Raw genomic sequence first — 18,719 nt, 5'->3', positions numbered from 1 at the left:
CCCTCCTCATCTCCGCCACGGACATTCCCATGGACACCCGCTTTCTCGGCCGCTCCGGCCTGGGCGTTCCCGTGCTCGGCTTCGGCGTCGGCACCTTCGGCGGGCGCGGCCCGCTGTTCGGCGCCTGGGGCGACACCGATGCGGTACAGGCGCGTCGCCTTGTCGACCTGTGCCTCGACGCCGGCGCCTGTTTCTTCGATACGGCCGATGCCTATTCCGATGGCGCATCGGAGACGATCCTCGGCGCGGCGGTCCGCGGCCGCCGCGACCGGGTGCTGCTGTCAACCAAGGTCGGCCTGCGGGTGGGCGCGGATGCCAACGCGGTCGGCGCCTCACGCGCGCACCTGCTCGCCGCCGTCGACACCGCATTGCGCCGACTCGATACCGACTACATCGACCTGCTGCAGTTGCATGCGTTCGATGCGATGACGCCGCTGGAGGAAACGCTGTCGACGCTCGACGGCCTGGTCCGCGCCGGCAAGGTGCGCTACCTCGGCGCGTCCAACCACGCGGGCTGGCAGCTGATGAAGGCGCTGGCGATCGCCGACCGCGACGGACTGACGCGCTATGTCGCGCACCAGGCGTATTACTCGCTGGCCGGTCGCGACTACGAATGGGAGCTGATGCCGCTCGGCCTCGACCAGATCGTCGACGCGCTCGATGCGGTCGCTGCCGACACCGGGCGCAGCGTGCCCCAGATCGCGCTGAACTGGCTGCTGCAGCGTCCCGGGGTCTCGACGGTGCTGCTGGGCGCGCGCAACGAGGCGCAATTGCGCGAGAACCTGGGCGCGGCGGCCGGCTGGACGCTGGACCCGGCGCATATGGCGCAGCTGGACGCCGCGAGCGCGGTGCCGACGCCCTATCCCTACTACCCTTACTGGAACGGGCAGTTCGCCGAGCGCAGTCCGGCGCCAGTCCCCACCCCCGATCAGGAGAGTCCCGCATGAAAGTCATCGCCACCACCCGCCCGCTGCCGATCGACGATCCGCACGCGCTGGTCGAACTCGAGCTCGACATTCCAGCGCCCGGCCCGCACGACCTGCGCGTGCGCATCGAGGCGGTCGGGGTCAATCCGGTCGACACCAAGCTGCGTCGCGCGCCGTTGCCCGAGGCCGCACCGCATCGCGTGCTCGGCTACGACGCGGCCGGCGTGGTCGACGCGGTCGGTGATCAGGTGAGCGGGTTTTCGATCGGCGACGCGGTCTACTACGCCGGCGATGTCACCCGACCCGGCAGCAATGCGCAGTTCCAACTGGTCGATGCGCGGCTGGTCGCGCGCAAGCCCGACACGCTGGACTTCGCCCAGGCCGCCGCCCTGCCGCTGACCGCGATCACCGCCTGGGAACTGCTGTTCGAACGCATGCCCTACGCCTTCGAGGACGGCGGCGCGGGCAAGACACTGCTGGTGATCGCCGGTGCCGGCGGCGTGGGTTCGATCGCGATCCAGTTGGCCAAGCTGGCCGGTTTCACCGTCATCGCCACCGCCTCGCGCGAGGACAGCATCGCCTGGTGCCGGGACCTCGGCGCCGACCATGTCATCGATCACCGCCAGCCGCTGGCGCCGCAGTTGCAGACGCTCGGCTACACCCAGGTCGACGCGGCGCTCAATCTTGCCGACACCGATCGCTACTGGGACGCGTTGGGCGAGGTACTCGCGCCGCAGGGGCATGTCGGCCTGATCGTCGAACCGGCCGGCGCGCTGAAGATCGGCGATCCCTACAAGGCCAAGTGCATCGGCATCCATTGGGAATTCATGTTCGCGCGGCCGCGCTTCCGCACTGCCGACATGGATGCGCACGGGCGCATCCTGGCGCGCGTCGCCGCGCTCGTCGACGCCGGGCAACTGCGCGGCACGCTCGGTCGCACGCTCTCGCCGATCGGTGCCGACACCCTGCGCGAAGCGCACCGGCTGCTCGAGTCCGGCGCGACCATCGGCAAGGTCGCCGTCGCCGGCTGGCGCTGATCGCGATCGTCGACGCCCAGCCCCGGGCGCTGGGGACCGGCCGGCCTCGCCCGGCCTGCACCTGAGAAACCGCGGCGCTTGCGCCGCGGCGCCGGTCGCGGCACCCTGCGGCATCCATACGCCAGCGTATCCAGGTCATGTCGCCAGTCATGGGCCAGCCCGTCGACCCCACGCCCTATCCGCACCTGCTCGCCCCGCTCGACCTCGGCTTCACGACGCTGCGCAACCGGGTGCTGATGGGCTCGATGCACACCGGGCTGGAGGATCGCGCCGCCGACTTCCCGAAGTTGGCGCGTTACTTCGCCGAGCGTGCGGAAGGCGGTGTGGCGCTGATCGTCACCGGTGGCTTTTCGCCCGACATCGCCGGCTGGCTCAAGCCGTTCGGCGGCAAGCTGTCGTGGCGATGGGAGACGCGGCGCCATCGCCCGGTCACCGACGCGGTGCACGCCCATGACGCGAAGATCTGCCTGCAGTTGCTGCATGCCGGCCGCTATGCCTATCACCCGCTGCAGGTCGCGCCGAGCCGTCTGAAAGCCCCGATCAATCCGTTCACACCCCGGGCGCTCGGCGCACGCGGGGTCGAACGCACGATCGACGCCTACGCCCACGCCGCCAAGCTCGCGCGCGAGGCCGGCTACGACGGCGTCGAGATCATGGGCAGCGAGGGTTACCTGATCAATCAGTTCCTCAGTGCGCGCACCAATCGTCGCCAGGACCGCTGGGGCGGCGATGTGCTGCAGCGCATGCGCTTTGCGACCGAGATCGTGCGCCGCGTGCGCGAGGCCGCCGGGCACGACTTCATCCTGATCTACCGCCTGTCGATGCTTGAGCTGGTGCCAGGCGGCTCGGGCTGGGACGAGATCGTGCAGCAGGCCCGCGCGATCGAGGCTGCCGGGGCAACGCTGCTCAACACCGGGATCGGTTGGCACGAGGCACGGGTGCCGACGATCGCCACTTCGGTCCCGCGCGCGGCCTTCGCCGGGGTGACCGCCAAGTTGCGCCCGCATGTGAAGCTGCCGTTGGTCGCGACCAACCGCATCAACATGCCCGACGTCGCCGAGCGTGTGCTCGCGACAGGCGGCGCGGACATGGTGTCGATGGCGCGGCCGCTGCTGGCCGATCCGCACTGGGTCGCCAAGGCGCGCGCCGGCACGCCCGCACGCATCAATACCTGCATCGCCTGCAACCAAGCATGTCTCGACCACGTGTTCGCGAACCGCACCGCGAGCTGCCTGGTCAATCCGCGCGCGTGTGCGGAGACCGAGCTCAATTACTTCCCGGCGGCCGCGCCGCTGCGTATCGCAGTGGTCGGCGCCGGCCCGGCCGGGCTGGCGTGTGCGACCGTCGCCGCCCAGCGCGGCCACCGCGTGGTGCTGTTCGACGCGGCCGATGCGATCGGCGGCCAGTTCAACCTGGCACGGCGCATTCCCGGCAAGGAGGAGTTCAACGAGACGCTGCGCTACTTCGGTCAGCGCATCGCCGAGACCGGGGTCGAGATGCGGCTCTCGACCCCGGTGACGGCGGACGACCTCGCGGGCTTCGATGCCGTCGTGCTCGCGACCGGCGTACGACCGCGCGCGATCGACATCCCCGGACACGACCACCCCAAGGTCGTCGGCTATGCGGATGTGCTCGAGGGTCGGGTCGTGCCGGGCGCACGGGTGGCGATCATCGGCGCCGGCGGCATCGGCTTCGATGTCGGCGAATTCCTGGTCGAGGGCGACGGCCCGTCACCCAGTCTCGATCCGGCGGCGTGGATGCGCGAATGGGGCGTGGACCCGAGTTTCGAGCGACCGGGCGGCCTGGTCACGGCCGCACCGTCGCCGCCAGCGCGCGAGGTCTGGCTGCTACAACGCAGTCCCGGCCGTCCGGGCGCCCGGCTCGGCAAGACCACCGGCTGGATCCACCGCAGCACGCTGAAGGCCAAGGGCGTCCAGATGCTGGGCGGGGTCGCGTATCTGGGCGTCGATGATGCGGGCCTGCGCATCCGGGTGGACGACAGCGAACAGCTGCTGCCGGTCGATCACGTGGTGGTGTGCGCGGGCCAGGAGCCGCGACGGGACCTGCTGGACGCATTGCAGGCGGCCGGACGTGTCGTGCATCTGGTCGGCGGCGCGGACGTGGCTGCCGAACTCGACGCCAAGCGTGCGATCGCCCAGGCCAGCGCGCTGGCGGCGCGCCTGTAGCGCACCTGCGCGATGGCGCCGCATCTCACTCGGCACTGCCGCCTGGCGGACGCTGGCGGTTGCGCCGCAGGTCGTTGCTCAAAACAGGTGCGCCGATGCGCCGGACTGAATGTGGGCCCTCCCTGCATCGCGACATCGCAATAAAACTGAACAGATATTCATAAAGCCCAGTGCTACGCGATCCCGCTGGTGATCCCGCCTTGGACTGAATACGAGCCCATTTTGGCCGTTTCCAGCCACAGATCGACCGCCGGCACCAGTGCCGCGCATTCACGTTCGATTCGAAAAACCACCGATACCGTGCCGCCACATCGTTCCGCCCGCCTTTGGCGGAACACCGGCCCAGCCGCGACCCCGCGGCTCGGAGCCCGGGCGAAAGCGCCATAGAGTCGCCGCCCTCCCCAAGACGCCATGCCGACGTCGCCGCCGTGCCTGCCTGACCGGCATCGCGCAGCGCGACACGGCGCAACGGAGCAAGGAGTCAACGATGAAACTGGAATGGGTGATGTGGCTGGCCTCCGTGCTGCCACCGCCGGCCGCCGATTCGCTCTGTCTGAGCACGACGGTCTATCTCGAAGCCCGCGACCAATCGGTCCGCGGACAGGAAGCCGTCGCTGAAGTCGCATTGCGCCGGCAGGAAAGCGGGCTGTGGGGCGACTCGATGTGCGAGGTGGTCACCGCGCGCAAGCAGTTCGCACCGACCATCCTGTCGCCCCAGACCCGGCTGGCGAACACCAACGCGTGGACCCGGGCGGTCAACGTGGCCCTGGCCTCGGAGCGCAACTGGTCGCTGCCGCGCGCCGAGCGCCGCGAGATCGTGCCCGGCGCGAGTCACTTCATGGCCCACGGCATCGCCGCCCCCGCCTGGCGCCATGCGCCGCCGGTCGCGACGATCGGCGACCACACGTTCCTGCGCGTCCAACCGCTGCGTCCCCAGCCCGCTGCCCCCACGGCGACGACCGCCCGCGGCTGAGGTTTGCCGCCGCTCGCGCCGGGCGCATGATGGCCGCCCGTCCCGAGTCCGGAGGTTGCATGCTCACGCTCTACACCAAGCCCGGCGCCTGTTCGCTGGCCGACCACATCGCGCTGCGCTGGATCGGCACGCCGTTCGACGTGCGCGTCGTCGACGCGACTTTGATGAAGGCGCCGCCCTTCCTGGCGCTCAATCCCGCCGGCGCAGTCCCGGTGCTGGTCGATGGCGACTGGGTACTGACTCAGAACGCGGCCATCCTGAACTACCTGGCCGACCGTTTTCCGCAAGCCAAGCTGGGCGGGGACGGGACGCCCGAGGGCCGGGCCGAGGTCAATCGCTGGCTCGGACTGCTCAATGCCGACCTGCACCCCGCGTTCCACCCGCTGTTTGGCAGCACCAAGTACCTCGACGATCCCGACGCCATCGATCGCACGCGCAAGCAGGCCATGCAGAAGATCCGCGGCCTCTATGAACGCCTCGATGCGCAGCTCGAAGGTCGCGACTTCCTCGCCGGCACCCGCTCGATCGCCGACCCCTACCTGTTCGTGACCCTGCAATGGGCCAAGCGCCTGAAGCTCGACCTGGGCGGCCTCGACCGCCTGCAGGCCTTCGATGCGCGGATGCTAGCCGATCCGGGCGTGCGCGCCGCCCTGGCGGCCGAGGGCATTCTCTAGCCTCCGGCCCTGGTGCTGCCCGGGGTCAGCCGGGCAGCGTGTCGGCGGGCACGCGGACCGCACCGTCCATCAACACCCGCGCCGAGCGCGACATGATCGCCCTGGCCACTGTCCAGCGGCCATCGACCTGCACCGCTTCGGCGCCGACCCGCAGGGTGCCCGACGGGTGCCCGAAGCGCACCGAGGTGCGCGCGCCGCCGCCGGCCGCGTCGCTGACCAGCGTGCCGGGAATCGCGGCGGCCGTGGCGATCGCGACGGCCGCCGTGCCCATCATCGCGTGATGCAGCTTGCCCATCGACAGCGCGCGTACCAGCAGGTCGATGCCCCCCGCAGCGATCGCCTTGCCGCTCGACACCACGTGATCGCGTGGCGGCGCCACGAACGCGACCTTGGGCGTGTGCTGGCGCTTGGACGCCTCGGCGAGATCGCCGATGAGCCCCATGCGCAGCGCGCCGTGCGCGCGGATCGTTTCGAACATCGCCAGCGCCTGCGCGTTGCCGTTGATCGCGTCCTGCAACTCGCTGCCGGTGCAGCCGATCGCTGCGGCGTCGATGAAGATCGTCGGAATGCCGGCATTGATCATCGTCGCACGCAGCGTGCCGATGCCCGGGACCTCGAGATCGTCGACGAGGTAGCCGGTCGGGAACATCGCACCGCCGCCCTCCCCTTCGCCCTCGTCGGCAGGATCGACGAACTCCAGCACGATCTCGGCCGCCGGGAAGGTCACCCCGTCGAGTTCGAAATCGCCGGTCTCCTGCACCTGGCCGCCGGCGACCGGCACGTGGACCACGATGGTCTTGCCGATGTTGGCCTGCCACACACGCACCGCGACGGTGCCGTCTTCGGGGATGCGCGCAGGATCGACGAAGCCGTTGGCGATCGCGAACGGGCCGACCGCCGTGCTCAGGTTGCCGCAGTTGCCGCTCCAGTCGACGAATGCGCTGTCGATCGCCACCTGGCCATAGAGGTAGTCGACGTCGTGATCGGGCCGCGTGGACTTCGAAATGATCACGCACTTGCTGGTCGACGACGTCGCGCCACCCATGCCGTCGGTGTGCTTGGCATACGGGTCGGGAGAGCCGATCACCCGCATCAGCAGCGCATCGCGCGCCGCGCCCGGCACCTGCGCCGCGGCCGGCAGGTCCTCGAGCCGGAAGAACACGCCTTTGGACGTGCCGCCGCGCATATAGGTGGCGGGGATGCGGAGTTGGGGGGCGTAGGTCATGGCGTTCTCACTTGTCGTCGGCTTGTTTCCCTCACGGGAGAAAGGCTGCTTTGCTTGTCTCCCTTCTCCCCTTGTGGGACTAGGTGCCCGCCGGGGTAGAGGGGTCGGCGGAGAGGGCGCCTCATGCCGCTTTGTTGGATTCCAGGAAATCCTGCGCGAAGCGCTGCAGCACGCCGCCGGCCTCGTAGATCGAGACTTCTTCGGCGGTGTCGAGACGGCAGATCACCGGGACCGCGAGCTGCGTGCCGTCCTTGCGGTGAATCGCCAGAGTCAGCATCGCACGCGGGGTGCGTTCACCGATCACATCGAAGGTCTCGGTGCCGTCGATCCCCAGCGTCAGCCGCGTGGTCCCGGGCTGGAACTCCAGCGGCAGCACACCCATGCCGATCAGGTTGGTCCGGTGGATACGTTCGAAGCCTTCGGCGACGATTGCCTCCACGCCGGCCAGGCGGACGCCCTTGGCGGCCCAGTCGCGCGAGCTGCCCTGGCCGTAGTCCGCGCCGGCGACGATGATCAGCGGCTGGCGCCGTGCCATGTAGGTCTCGATCGCCTCCCACATGCGCACGACCTGGCCCTCGGGTTCGATCCGCGCCAGCGAGCCCTGCTTGACCTGGCCGTCGACGACCGCCATTTCGTTGACCAGCTTCGGATTGGCGAAGGTCGCCCGCTGCGCGGTCAGGTGATCGCCGCGGTGGGTCGCGTAGGAATTGAAGTCCTCTTCGGGCACGCCCATCTTCGCCAGGTACTCGCCGGCCGCGCTGCTGGCGAGGATCGCGTTCGACGGCGACAGATGGTCGGTGGTGATGTTGTCGCCCAGCACCGCCAACGGGCGCATGCCGCGCAGCGTGCGCTCGCCGGCCAAGGCGCCCTCCCAGTACGGCGGGCGCCGGATGTAGGTGCTCATCGGACGCCAGTCGTACAGCGGCGCGACGCGCTCGCCGGTATCGACGTGCAGCTTGAACATCGGTCCGTAGACGCTGCGGAACTGCTCCGGCTTGACGCTGGCCTTGACCACGGCGTCGATCTCGTCGTCGCTCGGCCAGATGTCCTTGAGCGTCACCGCATGGCCATCGGCATCGATCCCGAGCACGTCCTGCTCGATGTCGAAGCGCACGGTGCCGGCGATCGCGTAGGCGATCACCAGCGGCGGCGAGGCCAGGAACGCCTGCTTGGCGTAGGGGTGGATGCGGCCGTCGAAATTGCGATTGCCGCTGAGCACGGCGGTGGCGTAGAGATCGCGGTCGATGATCTCCTGCTGGATCGCCGGGTCCAGCGCGCCGCTCATGCCGTTGCAGGTGGTGCAGGCGAACGCGACGATGCCAAAGCCCAGTTGCTCGAGCTCGGGCAGCAGGCCGCTTTCGCGCAGATACAGCTCGACCGCCTTCGAGCCGGGTGCCAGCGAGGTCTTGACCCACGGCTTGCGCAGCAGGCCGCGCGCGTTGGCGTTGCGCGCCAACAGGCCGGCGGCGATCACGTTGCGCGGATTGGAGGTATTGGTGCAGCTGGTGATCGCGGCGATGATCACCGCGCCATCGGGCATCGTGCCCTCAAGCGGCATTTCCCACGCGCCGGCGATGCCGCTGGCGGCGAGGTCGCGGGTCGCGACCCGCTTGTGCGGATTCGAGGGGCCGGCCATGTTGCGCACGACGCTCGACAGATCGAAGTGCAGCGTGCGCTCGTATTGCGCGCCCTCGAGCGCATCGGCCCACAGGCCGGCCGCCTTGGCGTAGGTCTCCACCAGCTGCACCTGGGCATCGTCGCGGCCGGTCAGGCGCAGATAGTCGAGCGTGTTGTCGTCGATGAAGAACATCGCCGCGGTCGCGCCGTACTCGGGCGCCATGTTGGAGATCGTCGCGCGGTCGCCGATGGTCAGTGCAGCGGCGCCCGGGCCACGGAACTCCAGATACGCGCCGACCACCTTCGACTTGCGCAGGAACTCGGTCAGCGCCAGCACCACGTCGGTCGCGGTGATGCCGGGGCCCGGCCGGCCCGCCAATTCCACGCCGACGATCTCGGGCGTGCGCATCCACGACGCGCGCCCGAGCATGACGTTCTCCGCTTCCAGCCCGCCGACCCCGATCGCGATGACCCCCAGCGCATCGACATGCGGCGTATGGCTGTCGGTGCCCACGCATGTGTCGGGAAATGCGACGCCACGCCCTTGTGCGGCGTGCTGGGTGTAGATCACCGGCGACATCTTCTCCAGGTTGATCTGGTGCATGATCCCGTTGCCCGGCGGAATCACCTCGACGTTGCAGAACGCACGCTTGGTCCAGTCGATGAAGTCGAAACGGTCGGCATTGCGCCGGTCCTCGATCGCCCGGTTCTTGGTGAACGCATCGGGATCGAAGCCGCCGCACTCCACCGCCAGCGAGTGATCGACGATCAACTGCACCGGCACCACCGGATTGACCTTGGCCGGATCGCCGCCCTGCTCGGCGATCGCATCGCGCAGACCTGCCAGGTCCACCAGCGCGGTCTGCCCGAGAATGTCGTGACAGACCACGCGCGCCGGATACCACGGGAAGTCGAGGTCGCGGCGCAGCTCGATCAGCTGCCGCAGCGCATCGTCGAGCAGCGCCGGATCGCAGCGCCGCACAAGGTTCTCGGCATGCACCCGAGCCGTGTAGGACATACGGGCGTAGGCGCCGGGCGACAGCGCCTCGACCGCCTCGCGCGCGTCGAACCAGTCGAGGTCGGTACCGGGAAGGGGCTTGCGGTGCTGGCTGTTCATGGCTGGCTGCTTCGAAGAAGAACGTTGACATGCCCTTCCCCCGCTTGCGGGGCATTGCGCCCTTCAAGGGGGGAAGGTGCCGAAGGCGGATGGGGCGCTTACTTGCGCTCGGCCAGCGGCACGAACGGCTGGTCCTCGGGACCGGTGTAGTTCGCGCTGGGGCGGATGATCTTGCCGTCGATCCGCTGTTCGATGACGTGCGCGCTCCAGCCGGCGGTGCGGGCGATGACGAACAGCGGGGTGAACATCGCCGTCGGCACGCCCATCATGTGGTAGCTCACCGCGCTGAACCAGTCGAGGTTGGGGAACATCTTCTTGATGTCCCACATCACCGTCTCCAGGCGCTCGGCGATGTCGTACATCTTGCGGCTGCCGACCTCGTCGGACAGTTCCCGCGCGACCTCCTTGATGACCACATTGCGCGGATCGCTGACGGTGTAGACCGGGTGGCCGAAGCCGATGATCACTTCCTTCTTCTCCACGCGCGCCCGGATGTCGGCCTCGGCCTCATCGGGGGTGTCGTAGCGCTTCTGCACTTCGAACGCGACTTCATTGGCGCCACCATGCTTGGGCCCGCGCAGCGCGCCGATGCCGCCGGCAATGCACGAATACAGGTCGCTGCCGGTGCCCGCGATCACGCGGCTGGCGAACGTCGAGGCGTTGAACTCGTGCTCGGCGTAGAGGATCAGCGAGGTGTGCATCGCCCGGACCCACGACTCGCGCGGCGGAACGCCGTGCAGAAGATGCAGGAAATGTCCGCCGATCGAGTCGTCGTCGGTCTCCACGTCGATGACCCGGCCGTTGTGGCTCCAGTGGTACCAGTACAGCAGCATCGAGCCGAGGCTGGCCATCAGCTTGTCGGCGATGTCGCGCGCGCCCGGATGGTTGTGGTCGTCCTTCTCCGGCAGCACGCAGCCGAGCACCGACACGCCGGTGCGCATGACGTCCATCGGATGCGCCGAGGGCGGCAGCTCTTCGAGCGCCGCCTTGACCGCGGCCGGCAGGCCGCGCAGCGACTTGAGCTTGGCCTTGTAGCCGCGCAGTTCGGCCTCGTTGGGCAGCTTGCCGTGGACCAGCAGATAGGCGATTTCTTCGAACTCGCTGGTACGCGCAAGGTCGAGGATGTCGTAGCCGCGGTAGTGCAGGTCGTTGCCGCTGCGGCCGACCGTACACAGCGCGGTGTTGCCGGCGGCGGTGCCGCTCAGCGCGACGGACTTCTTCGGCTTGAAGCCGGGGGCGGTGGTGGCGGTGGTCTCGCTCATCTGGGATCTCCGGTGAATGCCTGGATGGAGTCGGGTGGAACCTGCTCAACGTCTGTTGCGCACACCGACCGGTGAGCGCAACAGGCCAGTGGACAGCTGCCTATTTGTTTGCCGCGAACAGCGCGTCGAGTCGTTGTTCGAAGGCGTGGTAACCGATGCGCTCGTAGAGCTCCTCACGGGTCTGCATCGCATCGACGACCTGCTGCTGGTGGCCGTCGCGGCGCACCGCGGTGTAGACCAGCTCGGCGGCCTTGTTGGCGGCGCGGAACGCCGACAGCGGGAACAACTGGATCGCAACGCCGACCGACGCCAGTTCGTCGCGGGTGAACAGCGGCGTCTTGCCGAACTCTGTGATATTAGCCAGCACCGGCACCTGCACCGCATCGACGAACCGGCGGTAGGTCTCCAGGTCGTAGGCCGCCTCGGCGAAGATGCCGTCGGCGCCGGCCTCGACGCAGGCGATCGCGCGTTCGATCGCGGCATCGACGCCGTCGACCTGGATCGCATCGGTGCGCGCGATCAGGAAGAAATCGGGATCGGTCTTGGCATCGGCGGCCGCCTTGACCCGGTCGACCATCTCGCCCTGAGACACGATCTCCTTGCCCGGCCGATGGCCGCAGCGCTTGGCGCCGACCTGGTCCTCGATATGGCAGGCCGCAGCGCCGGCCTTGATCAGCGATTTGACCGTGCGCTCGATGTTGAAAGCGCTCGGCCCGAACCCGGTGTCGATGTCGACCAGCAACGGCAGATCGCAGACATCCGTGATCCGGCGCACGTCGATCAGCACGTCCTCGAGCGTGTTGATGCCCAGATCCGGCAGGCCGAGCGAGCCTGCAGCGACGCCGCCGCCCGACAGGTAGATCGCCTGGAATCCGGCGCGCTTGGCGAGCAGCGCATGGTTGGCGTTGATCGCGCCGATCACCTGCAACGGCGACTCGGCGGCGAGGGCGGCGCGGAACCGGGCGCCAGCGGACAGGGTGCTCATCGATGCGACTCCGGAACTGCGGTGTACCGCGATGGCGCTCAATGTGTCACTGTACGACTGGTTGATCAATCTTGATCGAATCAATCAATGCATCGGAATTCACAGTGAATCAGAACGATGGCGATCTGATGTCCGCCGCCGAGGCCTGCGCGGCACTGGGCATCAGCACCGCGACCCTGTACGCCTACGTCAGCCGCGGCCTGCTGGAATCGCGCCCGGGGCCGGACCATCGCAGTCGCGTCTATCTGCGCCAGGATGTGGAGCGCCTGCGCCAACGCAAGCGCGCCGGGCGCGGCGCGGCCCGCGGCGCGGCGCAGAGCCTCGACCGCGGACTGCCGGTCATGGAGACGCGGATCTCGCTGATCCGGCCCGACAGCCCCTACTACCGGGGGCGCTCGGCGGTGGCGATGGTCGAGGCCGGGGCGACGCTCGAGGACGCGGCGCGACTGCTGTGGGACTGCGGCGACAGCGACCCGTTCGATGCCGCCGTCGACCCGTGGCCGGCGCGGGTCGCGACGATCGCCGGCGACGCCACGCTGCCGCCGATCGAGCGCGCGATCGCGGTCCTGCCGCTGCTCGCGCCCGATCTGCGCCACTCCCTGAGCGCCGCGCCGGCCGCCAAGCGCGGCATCGCAGCGACGCTGCTGCGGCAGAACGCGGCGCTGCTGGTCGCCGGCCAGCCCGATGCACGGCCCGTCCACGTGGTGCTCGCCGAGGCCTGGTGTCCGGGCGATGCGGTCTTCGCGGACTTGGTCCGGGCCGCCCTCGTGCTGTGCGCCGATCATGAGCTCAACGTCTCGGCCTTCGCCGCGCGCGTGGTCGCCTCCACCGGTGCGCACCTGCATGCGACAGTCTGCGCGGGTCTGGCCGCCCTGTCGGGACCGCGCCATGGTGGCGCGACGGCACGTGCGCATGCGCTGATCCGAGAAGCCTGCGACACGCCCTCGCCGGCCAGCTACATCGCCGAGCGCTGGCAGCGCGGCGACGACCTGCCCGGCTTCCACCATGTGCTGTATCCAGACGGCGACCCGCGCGCGGCGCATGTGCTGGCGCGACTGCGCGCCACGCGCGGAGACACGCCGCGGATGCGCCAGGTCGAGACGGTCATTGCCGCGGCCGCCGAGACCAGCGGCCGACCACCCAACATCGACGGCATGCTGGCGGCGATCTGCTTCGTCCACGACCTGCCGGCGACACCAGCGCTGGCGATATTCGCGGCCGGGCGATTGTCGGGCTGGCTGGCGCACGCGCTGGAACAGCAGGCGCTGGGCAGGCTGATCCGGCCCCGCGCGCGCTACACCGGGATCGAGCCGGAGTGAGCGCGTGGCAGCCGGGGCTGGCCCCGGCCGCACACCTGGGGTCGCTTCGACGTCAACGGAAGCGCGCGGCCACGCTCACCCGGCATCGGCGCCGCGTGCGAGCACCCGGCGCACCTCCTCCAGCGCGTTCGGATCGTCCAGGGTCGACAGGTCGCCCGGGTCGCGCGATTCGGCCAAGGCCTGCAACGAGCGCCGCAGCAGCTTGCCCGAACGCGTCTTCGGCAGCGCACTGACCACGTACACCCGCGCGGGCCGCGCGACGGCGCCGAGCTGATCGGCGACCGTGCGCATCATCTCGCCGGCGGTGGCGTGCTGGGCCTGGGGATCGGACGCGGCCTGCTTGAGCGTCGCGAACACGATCGGCACCTGCCCCTTGATCTCGTCGGCCACGCCGATCACCGCGGCCTCGGCGACGGCCGGATGGCTGGCCACCGACTCCTCGATCTCACGCGTCCCCAGGCGGTGGCCGGCGACGTTGATGACGTCGTCGGTGCGCCCGAGGATGAAGGTGTAGCCGTCCTCGTCCTGGATCGCCCAGTCCAGCGAGCTGTAGACCAGCGCCTTGAAATGCGAGAAGTAGCTCGACAGAAAGCGTGCATCGTCGTTCCACACCGTGGTCATGCAGCCCGGCGGCAACGGCGGCTGGATCACCAGCACGCCCTTGGTGCCCGGCGGCACCCGCTCGCCGGTCGCCTCGTCGATCACGCGCAGGTCGTATCCAGGCGTCGGCAGCCCGGGCGAGCCGAACTTCACCGGCTTCATTTCGACGCCGGGCATCAGCGCCAGCACGGGCCAGCCGGTCTCGGTCTGCCAGTAGTTGTCGATGATCGTCGTGTCGCCCAGGCCTGCGTTGATCCAGCTCGCGGTCGGCTCGTCGAGCGGCTCGCCGGCCAGAAACAGATACCGCAGTGCCGACAGGTCGTACTGGCGCAGGAACTTCGGGTCCTGCTTCTTCAGCACGCGGATCGCAGTCGGCGAGGAAAACATCGTGCGCACGCCATAGTCGGCGCAGATCTTCCACCAGATGCCCGCGTCGGGCGCCGTCGGCAAGCCTTCGTAGAGGATCGCGGTGGCGCCGGCGATCAGCGGGCCATAAACGTTGTAGGAGTGGCCGACCGCCCAGCCGACGTCGGACGTCGAGAACATCGCCTGGCCCGGACGCACGTCGTAGATCGCCCACATCGACAGCGCCATCGCAACCGCGTAGCCGCCGACGTCGCGCTGCACGCCCTTGGGCTTGCCGGTCGTGCCCGAGGTGTAGAGCAGGTAACTGGGTTCGTTGGATTCCAGCCATGCGACCGGCACATCGCTGCCGGCGTGCGCGGCGCGCAGCGTGGCGTAGTCGACGTCGCGCCCCTCGACCCGCGACCCGCCGGGCGCAAGCCCGCGGTCAACGATCAGCACGCGCGGTGGCGGCGAGGTCGCTTGCGCCAGCGCCGCATCCACCAGCGGCTTGTAGGGAATGACCTTGCCACCGCGGCTGCCGGCATCGGCCGCGATCAGCAGCGCAGGCTTGGCGTCGTCGATGCGCAATGCCAGGTTGTGCGCGGCGAAGCCACCGAAGACCACCGAATGCACCGCACCGATGCGCGCGCAGGCGAGCATCGCGAACACCGTCTCGGCCATGTTGGGCATGTAGATGACCACGCGATCGCCGCGCCCGACGCCGAGCGCGACCAGGACTGCGGCGAAGTCGACGACCTCGCGATGCAGTTGGCGATAGCTGAGCTCGCGCGTTTGCCCCGTCTCGCTCGAGATCGCGACCAGCGCGAGCCGATCGCCGCCGGTCTCGAGATGGCGGTCGACCGCGTTGTAGCAGAGATTGGTCAGGCCGCCGACGAACCACTTGCGAAACGGCGGCTTCGAATCATCAAGGATTCGCTCGGGCGCCTTGTGCCAGTGGATCGCCTGCGCCTGCTCGCCCCAGAAACCTTCGGGGTCTTCGATGGAGCGGCGATGGAAGTCGTCGTAACGCATGGCCCTGCCTACGGATGGGAGGATCCCGAAGGCTAGACCGTGGAGCACGCCGGCCGCGCTACGACGTTGGTCTAGTACGCGCGCATCCGCCGCCTGGCAACCGCCCGGATCGCGCTGTTGCGGCGCATCGCCCAGCGTTGCACTGCCGGGCAGACGCCGCCTGCGGCGGATACGACAAGGCCGGCCCGAGGGCCGGCCTTGCGAGACACACGACGGTGCCGGTCAGCCCAGCAGGTGGGCGACGCCCGACCGCTCTTCCTCGAGCTCGGCCAGGGTCTTGTCGATCGCCTTCTGGCTGAAATCGTCGATCGGCAGGTCGCGGACGATCGTGTATTCGCCGTTCTGCGTGGTCACCGGGAAGCCGAAGATCACACCCTCGGGGATGCCGTAGGACCCGTCGGAGGGAATGCCCATCGTGGTCCACTTGCCGTTGGAACCGAGCACCCAGTCGCGCACGTGATCGATGGCGGCGTTGGCGGCCGAGGCGGCCGACGACAGGCCACGGGCCTCGATGATCGCCGCGCCACGCTTGCCGACCTGCGGGATGAAGGTCTCGGCGTTCCAGGCGTCGTCGCCGATCTTGTCCTTCAGCGACGCGCCGCCGACGGTCGCAAAGCGGTAATCGGGGTACATGGTCGGGCTGTGGTTGCCCCAGACGATCAGCTTCTCGATCTCGCCCACGGCCACGCCGGCCTTGGTCGACAGTTGGCTCAGTGCGCGGTTGTGGTCCAGGCGCAGCATCGCGGTGAAGTTCTTGGCCGGCAGGTCGGGCGCGGACTTCATCGCGATGTAGGCATTGGTGTTGGCGGGGTTGCCGACGACCAACACCTTGACGTCGCGCGAGGCAACCTTGTTCAGCGCGGCGCCCTGGGCGGTGAAGATCTTCGCGTTCTCCAGCAGCAGGTCCTTGCGCTCCATGCCCGGGCCGCGGGGACGCGCACCGACCAGCAGCGCGATGTCGGCGTCCTTGAACGCGATTTCAGGATCGTCGGTCCCGACGGTACCGGCCAGCAGCGGGAACGCGCAGTCCTCCAGCTCCATGATCACGCCCTTGAGCGCGGCCTGCGCCTTGTCGATCGGCAGTTCGAGCAGCTGCAGGATCACCGGCTGGTCCTTGCCCAGCATCTCGCCGGAGGCGATCCGGAACAGCAGCGCATAGCCGATCTGGCCGGCGGCGCCGGTCACGGCAACACGGACGGGCTTCTTCATCGTCAATCCTCTCGTATCAAATCGAACGGTTACGTGGGTGGGGGCGAACCAGGCGGCGGCGCCGTCGGCTCAGGTCAATTCCGCGAAGAACTCGCGGATGCGGGTCAGCCCGGGCACCAGTTGCGCCTCCGGGCAGGTGTAGCTGATACGCAACGCCCGCGGCTCGCCGAAGGCCGAGCCCGGCACGCAGGCCACGCCCTTGGCCTCGAGCAGCGCGTTGCACAGGTCGACGTCGTTGTCGATGCGCAGCTGCCCATGCGACTTGCCGAACGCGACGCTGATGTCGGGAAACACGTAGAAGGCGCCGGCAGGCTTGGGGCATACGACGCCCGGAATCTCCGCCAGCGCGGCCATCACCACGTCGCGACGCGCCTGGAACTCGGCGCACTTGGCCCTGGGCACGTCCTGGGGACCGGACAGGGCGGCGACCGCGGCCGCGGTCACGACCTCCGGCACGTTGGTGATGTGGTTGGAATTCATCGTCACAAAAGCGGTCGCGACGCGCTCGGGGCCGGCCAGCAGGCCGACGCGCCACCCCGGCATGCCGTAGGTCTTGGACAACGAGTCGACGAAGATCGTGCGCTCGCGCAGTTCGGGGCGGGCCTGCGTGACGTGGTGGTAGCCGATACCGTCGAACACCATCGCGTTGTAGATGTCGTCGGTGACGATCCAGGTGTCGGGATGGCGCGCCATCACATCCGCCAGCGCGGCGATCTCGGCCTGGGTGTAGACCATGCCGGTCGGGTTGGACGGGTTGTTGAACAGGAAGACCTTGGGCCGTTGCGCCAGCGCCGCGTCGAGCTGGGCCGGGGTCAGCTTGTAGTCCTGTTCCGGCGGGCACGGCAGCAGCCGGATGTCGGCGCCGACGATCTGCGCGATGTCGAGATAGGTCGTCCAGTACGGCGTGGCGAACGCGAAGCCATCGCCTTCGTCCAGCAGCACTTCGGCCAGCGTGTAGAGGATGTGCTTGGCGCCGATGCCGCTCGCGCAATGGGCGCGCGTATAGCCCGGCAGGCCGATGCGGTCGAGATGGCCGATGAAGGCGTCGAGCAGCGCATCGCCGCCGCGGTTGCTGCCGTACTGACCGCTGTCGCGGTCGAGCGCATCGCGCGCGGCGGCATAGACGTGCGGGCCGGGCAGAAAGTTCGGCACGCCGATCGAGAAACTGATGATGTCCCGCCCCTCGGCCTTCAGACGCTTGGCCTTCTCGGCGACCTGCATGATGGCGCTGGGCTTGGCGCGACCGGTGCGCGCAGCGAGCTGGAGCATCGCACAACCTCGTTTGGGGAGGGCTGGCCGGCAGCTGGAGAGAGCGGTTTTTCCGGCGCGAAATGGTATCACGGCACTTCGGTGCGACCGCGCCAAGGGGCCGCCCTACCCGCTGCACGGCGGTGCGCGGGCGTCAGGCCGGGGCATTGGCGCCTACAGATAGTCCAGCACGTCGCCCAGGTCGTAGTTCTCGTCGAAGTAGGCCTGCCACTTTGCGTAGACCTCGCGCAGGCAGGCCGGCGTGGTACAGGCGTCGAGTTGCTGGACCACCACCGCCGCGGTGCGGTCGCCGTCGGGGTAGCGCGCCGACAGCTCGACCAGTTGCGCGTGCAGGTTGCGGTCGAGCGCGGCGAAGTCGTCGCGGTTGCAGACCAGCGTCGCGCGCAGGCTGCCCTGGGCGGCGTCGGTATCGCAGGCCACTGCCGGGACCTGGTCGGCCTGCGAGACGGCGAGCGTGATCTCCTGACGATCGCGCGGGGTGAGGCGGCGCACGAAGCCCAATTCCTCGGTCTGCCCCTGCGCCCAGGTCAGCCGTAATGTAAAGCCATCGGCAGCCTCGTCGCGCACCTTGCGCAGTGTGGCGGTCTCGTCGGGCCCGTCTTGACGGTCGATGCGGAAGGCCAGGGTCTGGTTGTCGAGGTCCACGTCCTCGACAGCGCCGTCGAGCCAGGCACCATCGCGCAGAATCCGCAGGCCCGCGCCGGCCTGGTATTCGATGGCGTAGACCGTCTGCGCATCGTCGCCCTGCGCGCCGCCGGTGCTCCAGATGCCCTCCAGGCTCTGTTCGAACGCCGGATCCTGGGGCTGCGATGCCGCCGGCGACGGTGTGGACGGAGCCAGCTGTGCGTCCTCGGATGGGCGATCGCATGCGCCCAGGCCCAGCAGCAGGGCCGGCAGCAGCGCGAGGGATCGCAGGCGGGCAGGCGATGTCATGGCGTCCCTC

The 18,719-nt window shown here is 69.1% G+C and carries 14 protein-coding genes; 6 read left to right on the top strand and 8 right to left on the bottom strand.

Features of this window, described 5'->3' with window-relative positions:
- The first annotated feature begins 29 nt into the window (after window positions 1–29).
- The 5 genes from WAF18_RS06300 to WAF18_RS06280 all read left to right on the top strand — a co-directional run bounded on the left by WAF18_RS06300 (window position 30) and on the right by WAF18_RS06280 (window position 5,796).
- The gene (locus WAF18_RS06300) at window positions 30–947 is read left to right on the top strand and encodes an aldo/keto reductase (protein WP_337244336.1); all 918 of its coding nucleotides are present in this window, start codon (window positions 30–32) and stop codon (window positions 945–947) included.
- Window positions 944–1,963, top strand: coding sequence for a zinc-binding alcohol dehydrogenase family protein (locus WAF18_RS06295; protein ID WP_337244335.1), 1,020 nt, complete (start codon window positions 944–946; stop codon window positions 1,961–1,963). Before WAF18_RS06300 ends, WAF18_RS06295 begins: the two co-directional genes overlap by 4 nt.
- Before the next feature lie 137 nt (window positions 1,964–2,100).
- Window positions 2,101–4,149: an NADPH-dependent 2,4-dienoyl-CoA reductase gene (locus WAF18_RS06290; RefSeq protein WP_337244334.1), complete on the top strand. Its 2,049-nt coding sequence runs from the start codon at window positions 2,101–2,103 to the stop codon at window positions 4,147–4,149.
- A 487-nt stretch (window positions 4,150–4,636) separates the two neighbouring features.
- Window positions 4,637–5,122 carry a cell wall hydrolase gene (locus tag WAF18_RS06285; protein ID WP_183426225.1) on the top strand — a complete coding sequence of 162 codons (486 nt, stop codon included), beginning with the start codon at window positions 4,637–4,639 and terminating at the stop codon, window positions 5,120–5,122.
- A 59-nt stretch (window positions 5,123–5,181) separates the two neighbouring features.
- Entirely contained in the window at window positions 5,182–5,796 is a 615-nt protein-coding gene (locus WAF18_RS06280) for a glutathione S-transferase N-terminal domain-containing protein (protein ID WP_337244333.1), read from the top strand.
- A gap of 25 nt (window positions 5,797–5,821) precedes the next feature.
- Here WAF18_RS06280 and prpF read toward each other — a convergent pair whose 3' ends face one another.
- The 4 genes from prpF to prpB all read right to left on the bottom strand — a co-directional run bounded on the left by prpF (window position 5,822) and on the right by prpB (window position 12,002).
- Window positions 5,822–7,021, bottom strand: coding sequence for a 2-methylaconitate cis-trans isomerase PrpF (gene prpF, locus WAF18_RS06275; protein ID WP_337244332.1), 1,200 nt, complete (start codon window positions 7,019–7,021; stop codon window positions 5,822–5,824).
- Window positions 7,022–7,142: 121 nt separating this feature from the next.
- Complete coding sequence (acnD, locus tag WAF18_RS06270; protein ID WP_337244331.1) at window positions 7,143–9,755, bottom strand: Fe/S-dependent 2-methylisocitrate dehydratase AcnD; 2,613 nt, start codon at window positions 9,753–9,755, stop codon at window positions 7,143–7,145.
- A 98-nt stretch (window positions 9,756–9,853) separates the two neighbouring features.
- Window positions 9,854–11,017, bottom strand: a complete 1,164-nt coding sequence (gene prpC, locus WAF18_RS06265) for a 2-methylcitrate synthase (RefSeq protein WP_337244330.1) — start codon at window positions 11,015–11,017, stop codon at window positions 9,854–9,856.
- Between the two features lie 100 nt (window positions 11,018–11,117).
- On the bottom strand, window positions 11,118–12,002 hold the full coding sequence (prpB, locus tag WAF18_RS06260; RefSeq protein ID WP_337244329.1) for a methylisocitrate lyase: 885 nt from the start codon (window positions 12,000–12,002) through the stop codon (window positions 11,118–11,120).
- 104 nt (window positions 12,003–12,106) lie between these two features.
- Here prpB and WAF18_RS06255 point away from each other — a divergent pair, with 104 nt between their 5' ends.
- Window positions 12,107–13,321 carry a citrate synthase family protein gene (locus tag WAF18_RS06255; RefSeq protein ID WP_337244328.1) on the top strand — a complete coding sequence of 405 codons (1,215 nt, stop codon included), beginning with the start codon at window positions 12,107–12,109 and terminating at the stop codon, window positions 13,319–13,321.
- A gap of 75 nt (window positions 13,322–13,396) precedes the next feature.
- On the opposite strand, the gene prpE is transcribed toward WAF18_RS06255, so the two are convergent.
- The 4 genes from prpE to WAF18_RS06235 form a co-directional block, all read right to left on the bottom strand.
- Window positions 13,397–15,298, bottom strand: coding sequence for a propionate--CoA ligase (gene prpE, locus WAF18_RS06250; protein ID WP_337244327.1), 1,902 nt, complete (start codon window positions 15,296–15,298; stop codon window positions 13,397–13,399).
- 222 nt (window positions 15,299–15,520) lie between these two features.
- Entirely contained in the window at window positions 15,521–16,507 is a 987-nt protein-coding gene (locus WAF18_RS06245) for a malate dehydrogenase (protein ID WP_337244326.1), read from the bottom strand.
- A 69-nt stretch (window positions 16,508–16,576) separates the two neighbouring features.
- Window positions 16,577–17,776 carry an aminotransferase class I/II-fold pyridoxal phosphate-dependent enzyme gene (locus WAF18_RS06240; RefSeq protein WP_337244325.1) on the bottom strand — a complete coding sequence of 400 codons (1,200 nt, stop codon included), beginning with the start codon at window positions 17,774–17,776 and terminating at the stop codon, window positions 16,577–16,579.
- A 153-nt stretch (window positions 17,777–17,929) separates the two neighbouring features.
- Window positions 17,930–18,709 carry a hypothetical protein gene (locus WAF18_RS06235; protein ID WP_337244324.1) on the bottom strand — a complete coding sequence of 260 codons (780 nt, stop codon included), beginning with the start codon at window positions 18,707–18,709 and terminating at the stop codon, window positions 17,930–17,932.
- Window positions 18,710–18,719: the final 10 nt, after the last annotated feature.

The sequence above is a fragment of the Luteimonas sp. gir genome (assembly GCF_037198055.1).
Classification (GTDB): domain Bacteria; phylum Pseudomonadota; class Gammaproteobacteria; order Xanthomonadales; family Xanthomonadaceae; genus Luteimonas; species Luteimonas citri_A.
The sequence above is the reverse complement of the archived record's forward strand: the minus strand, read 5'-3'. Positions and strand labels throughout refer to the sequence as shown.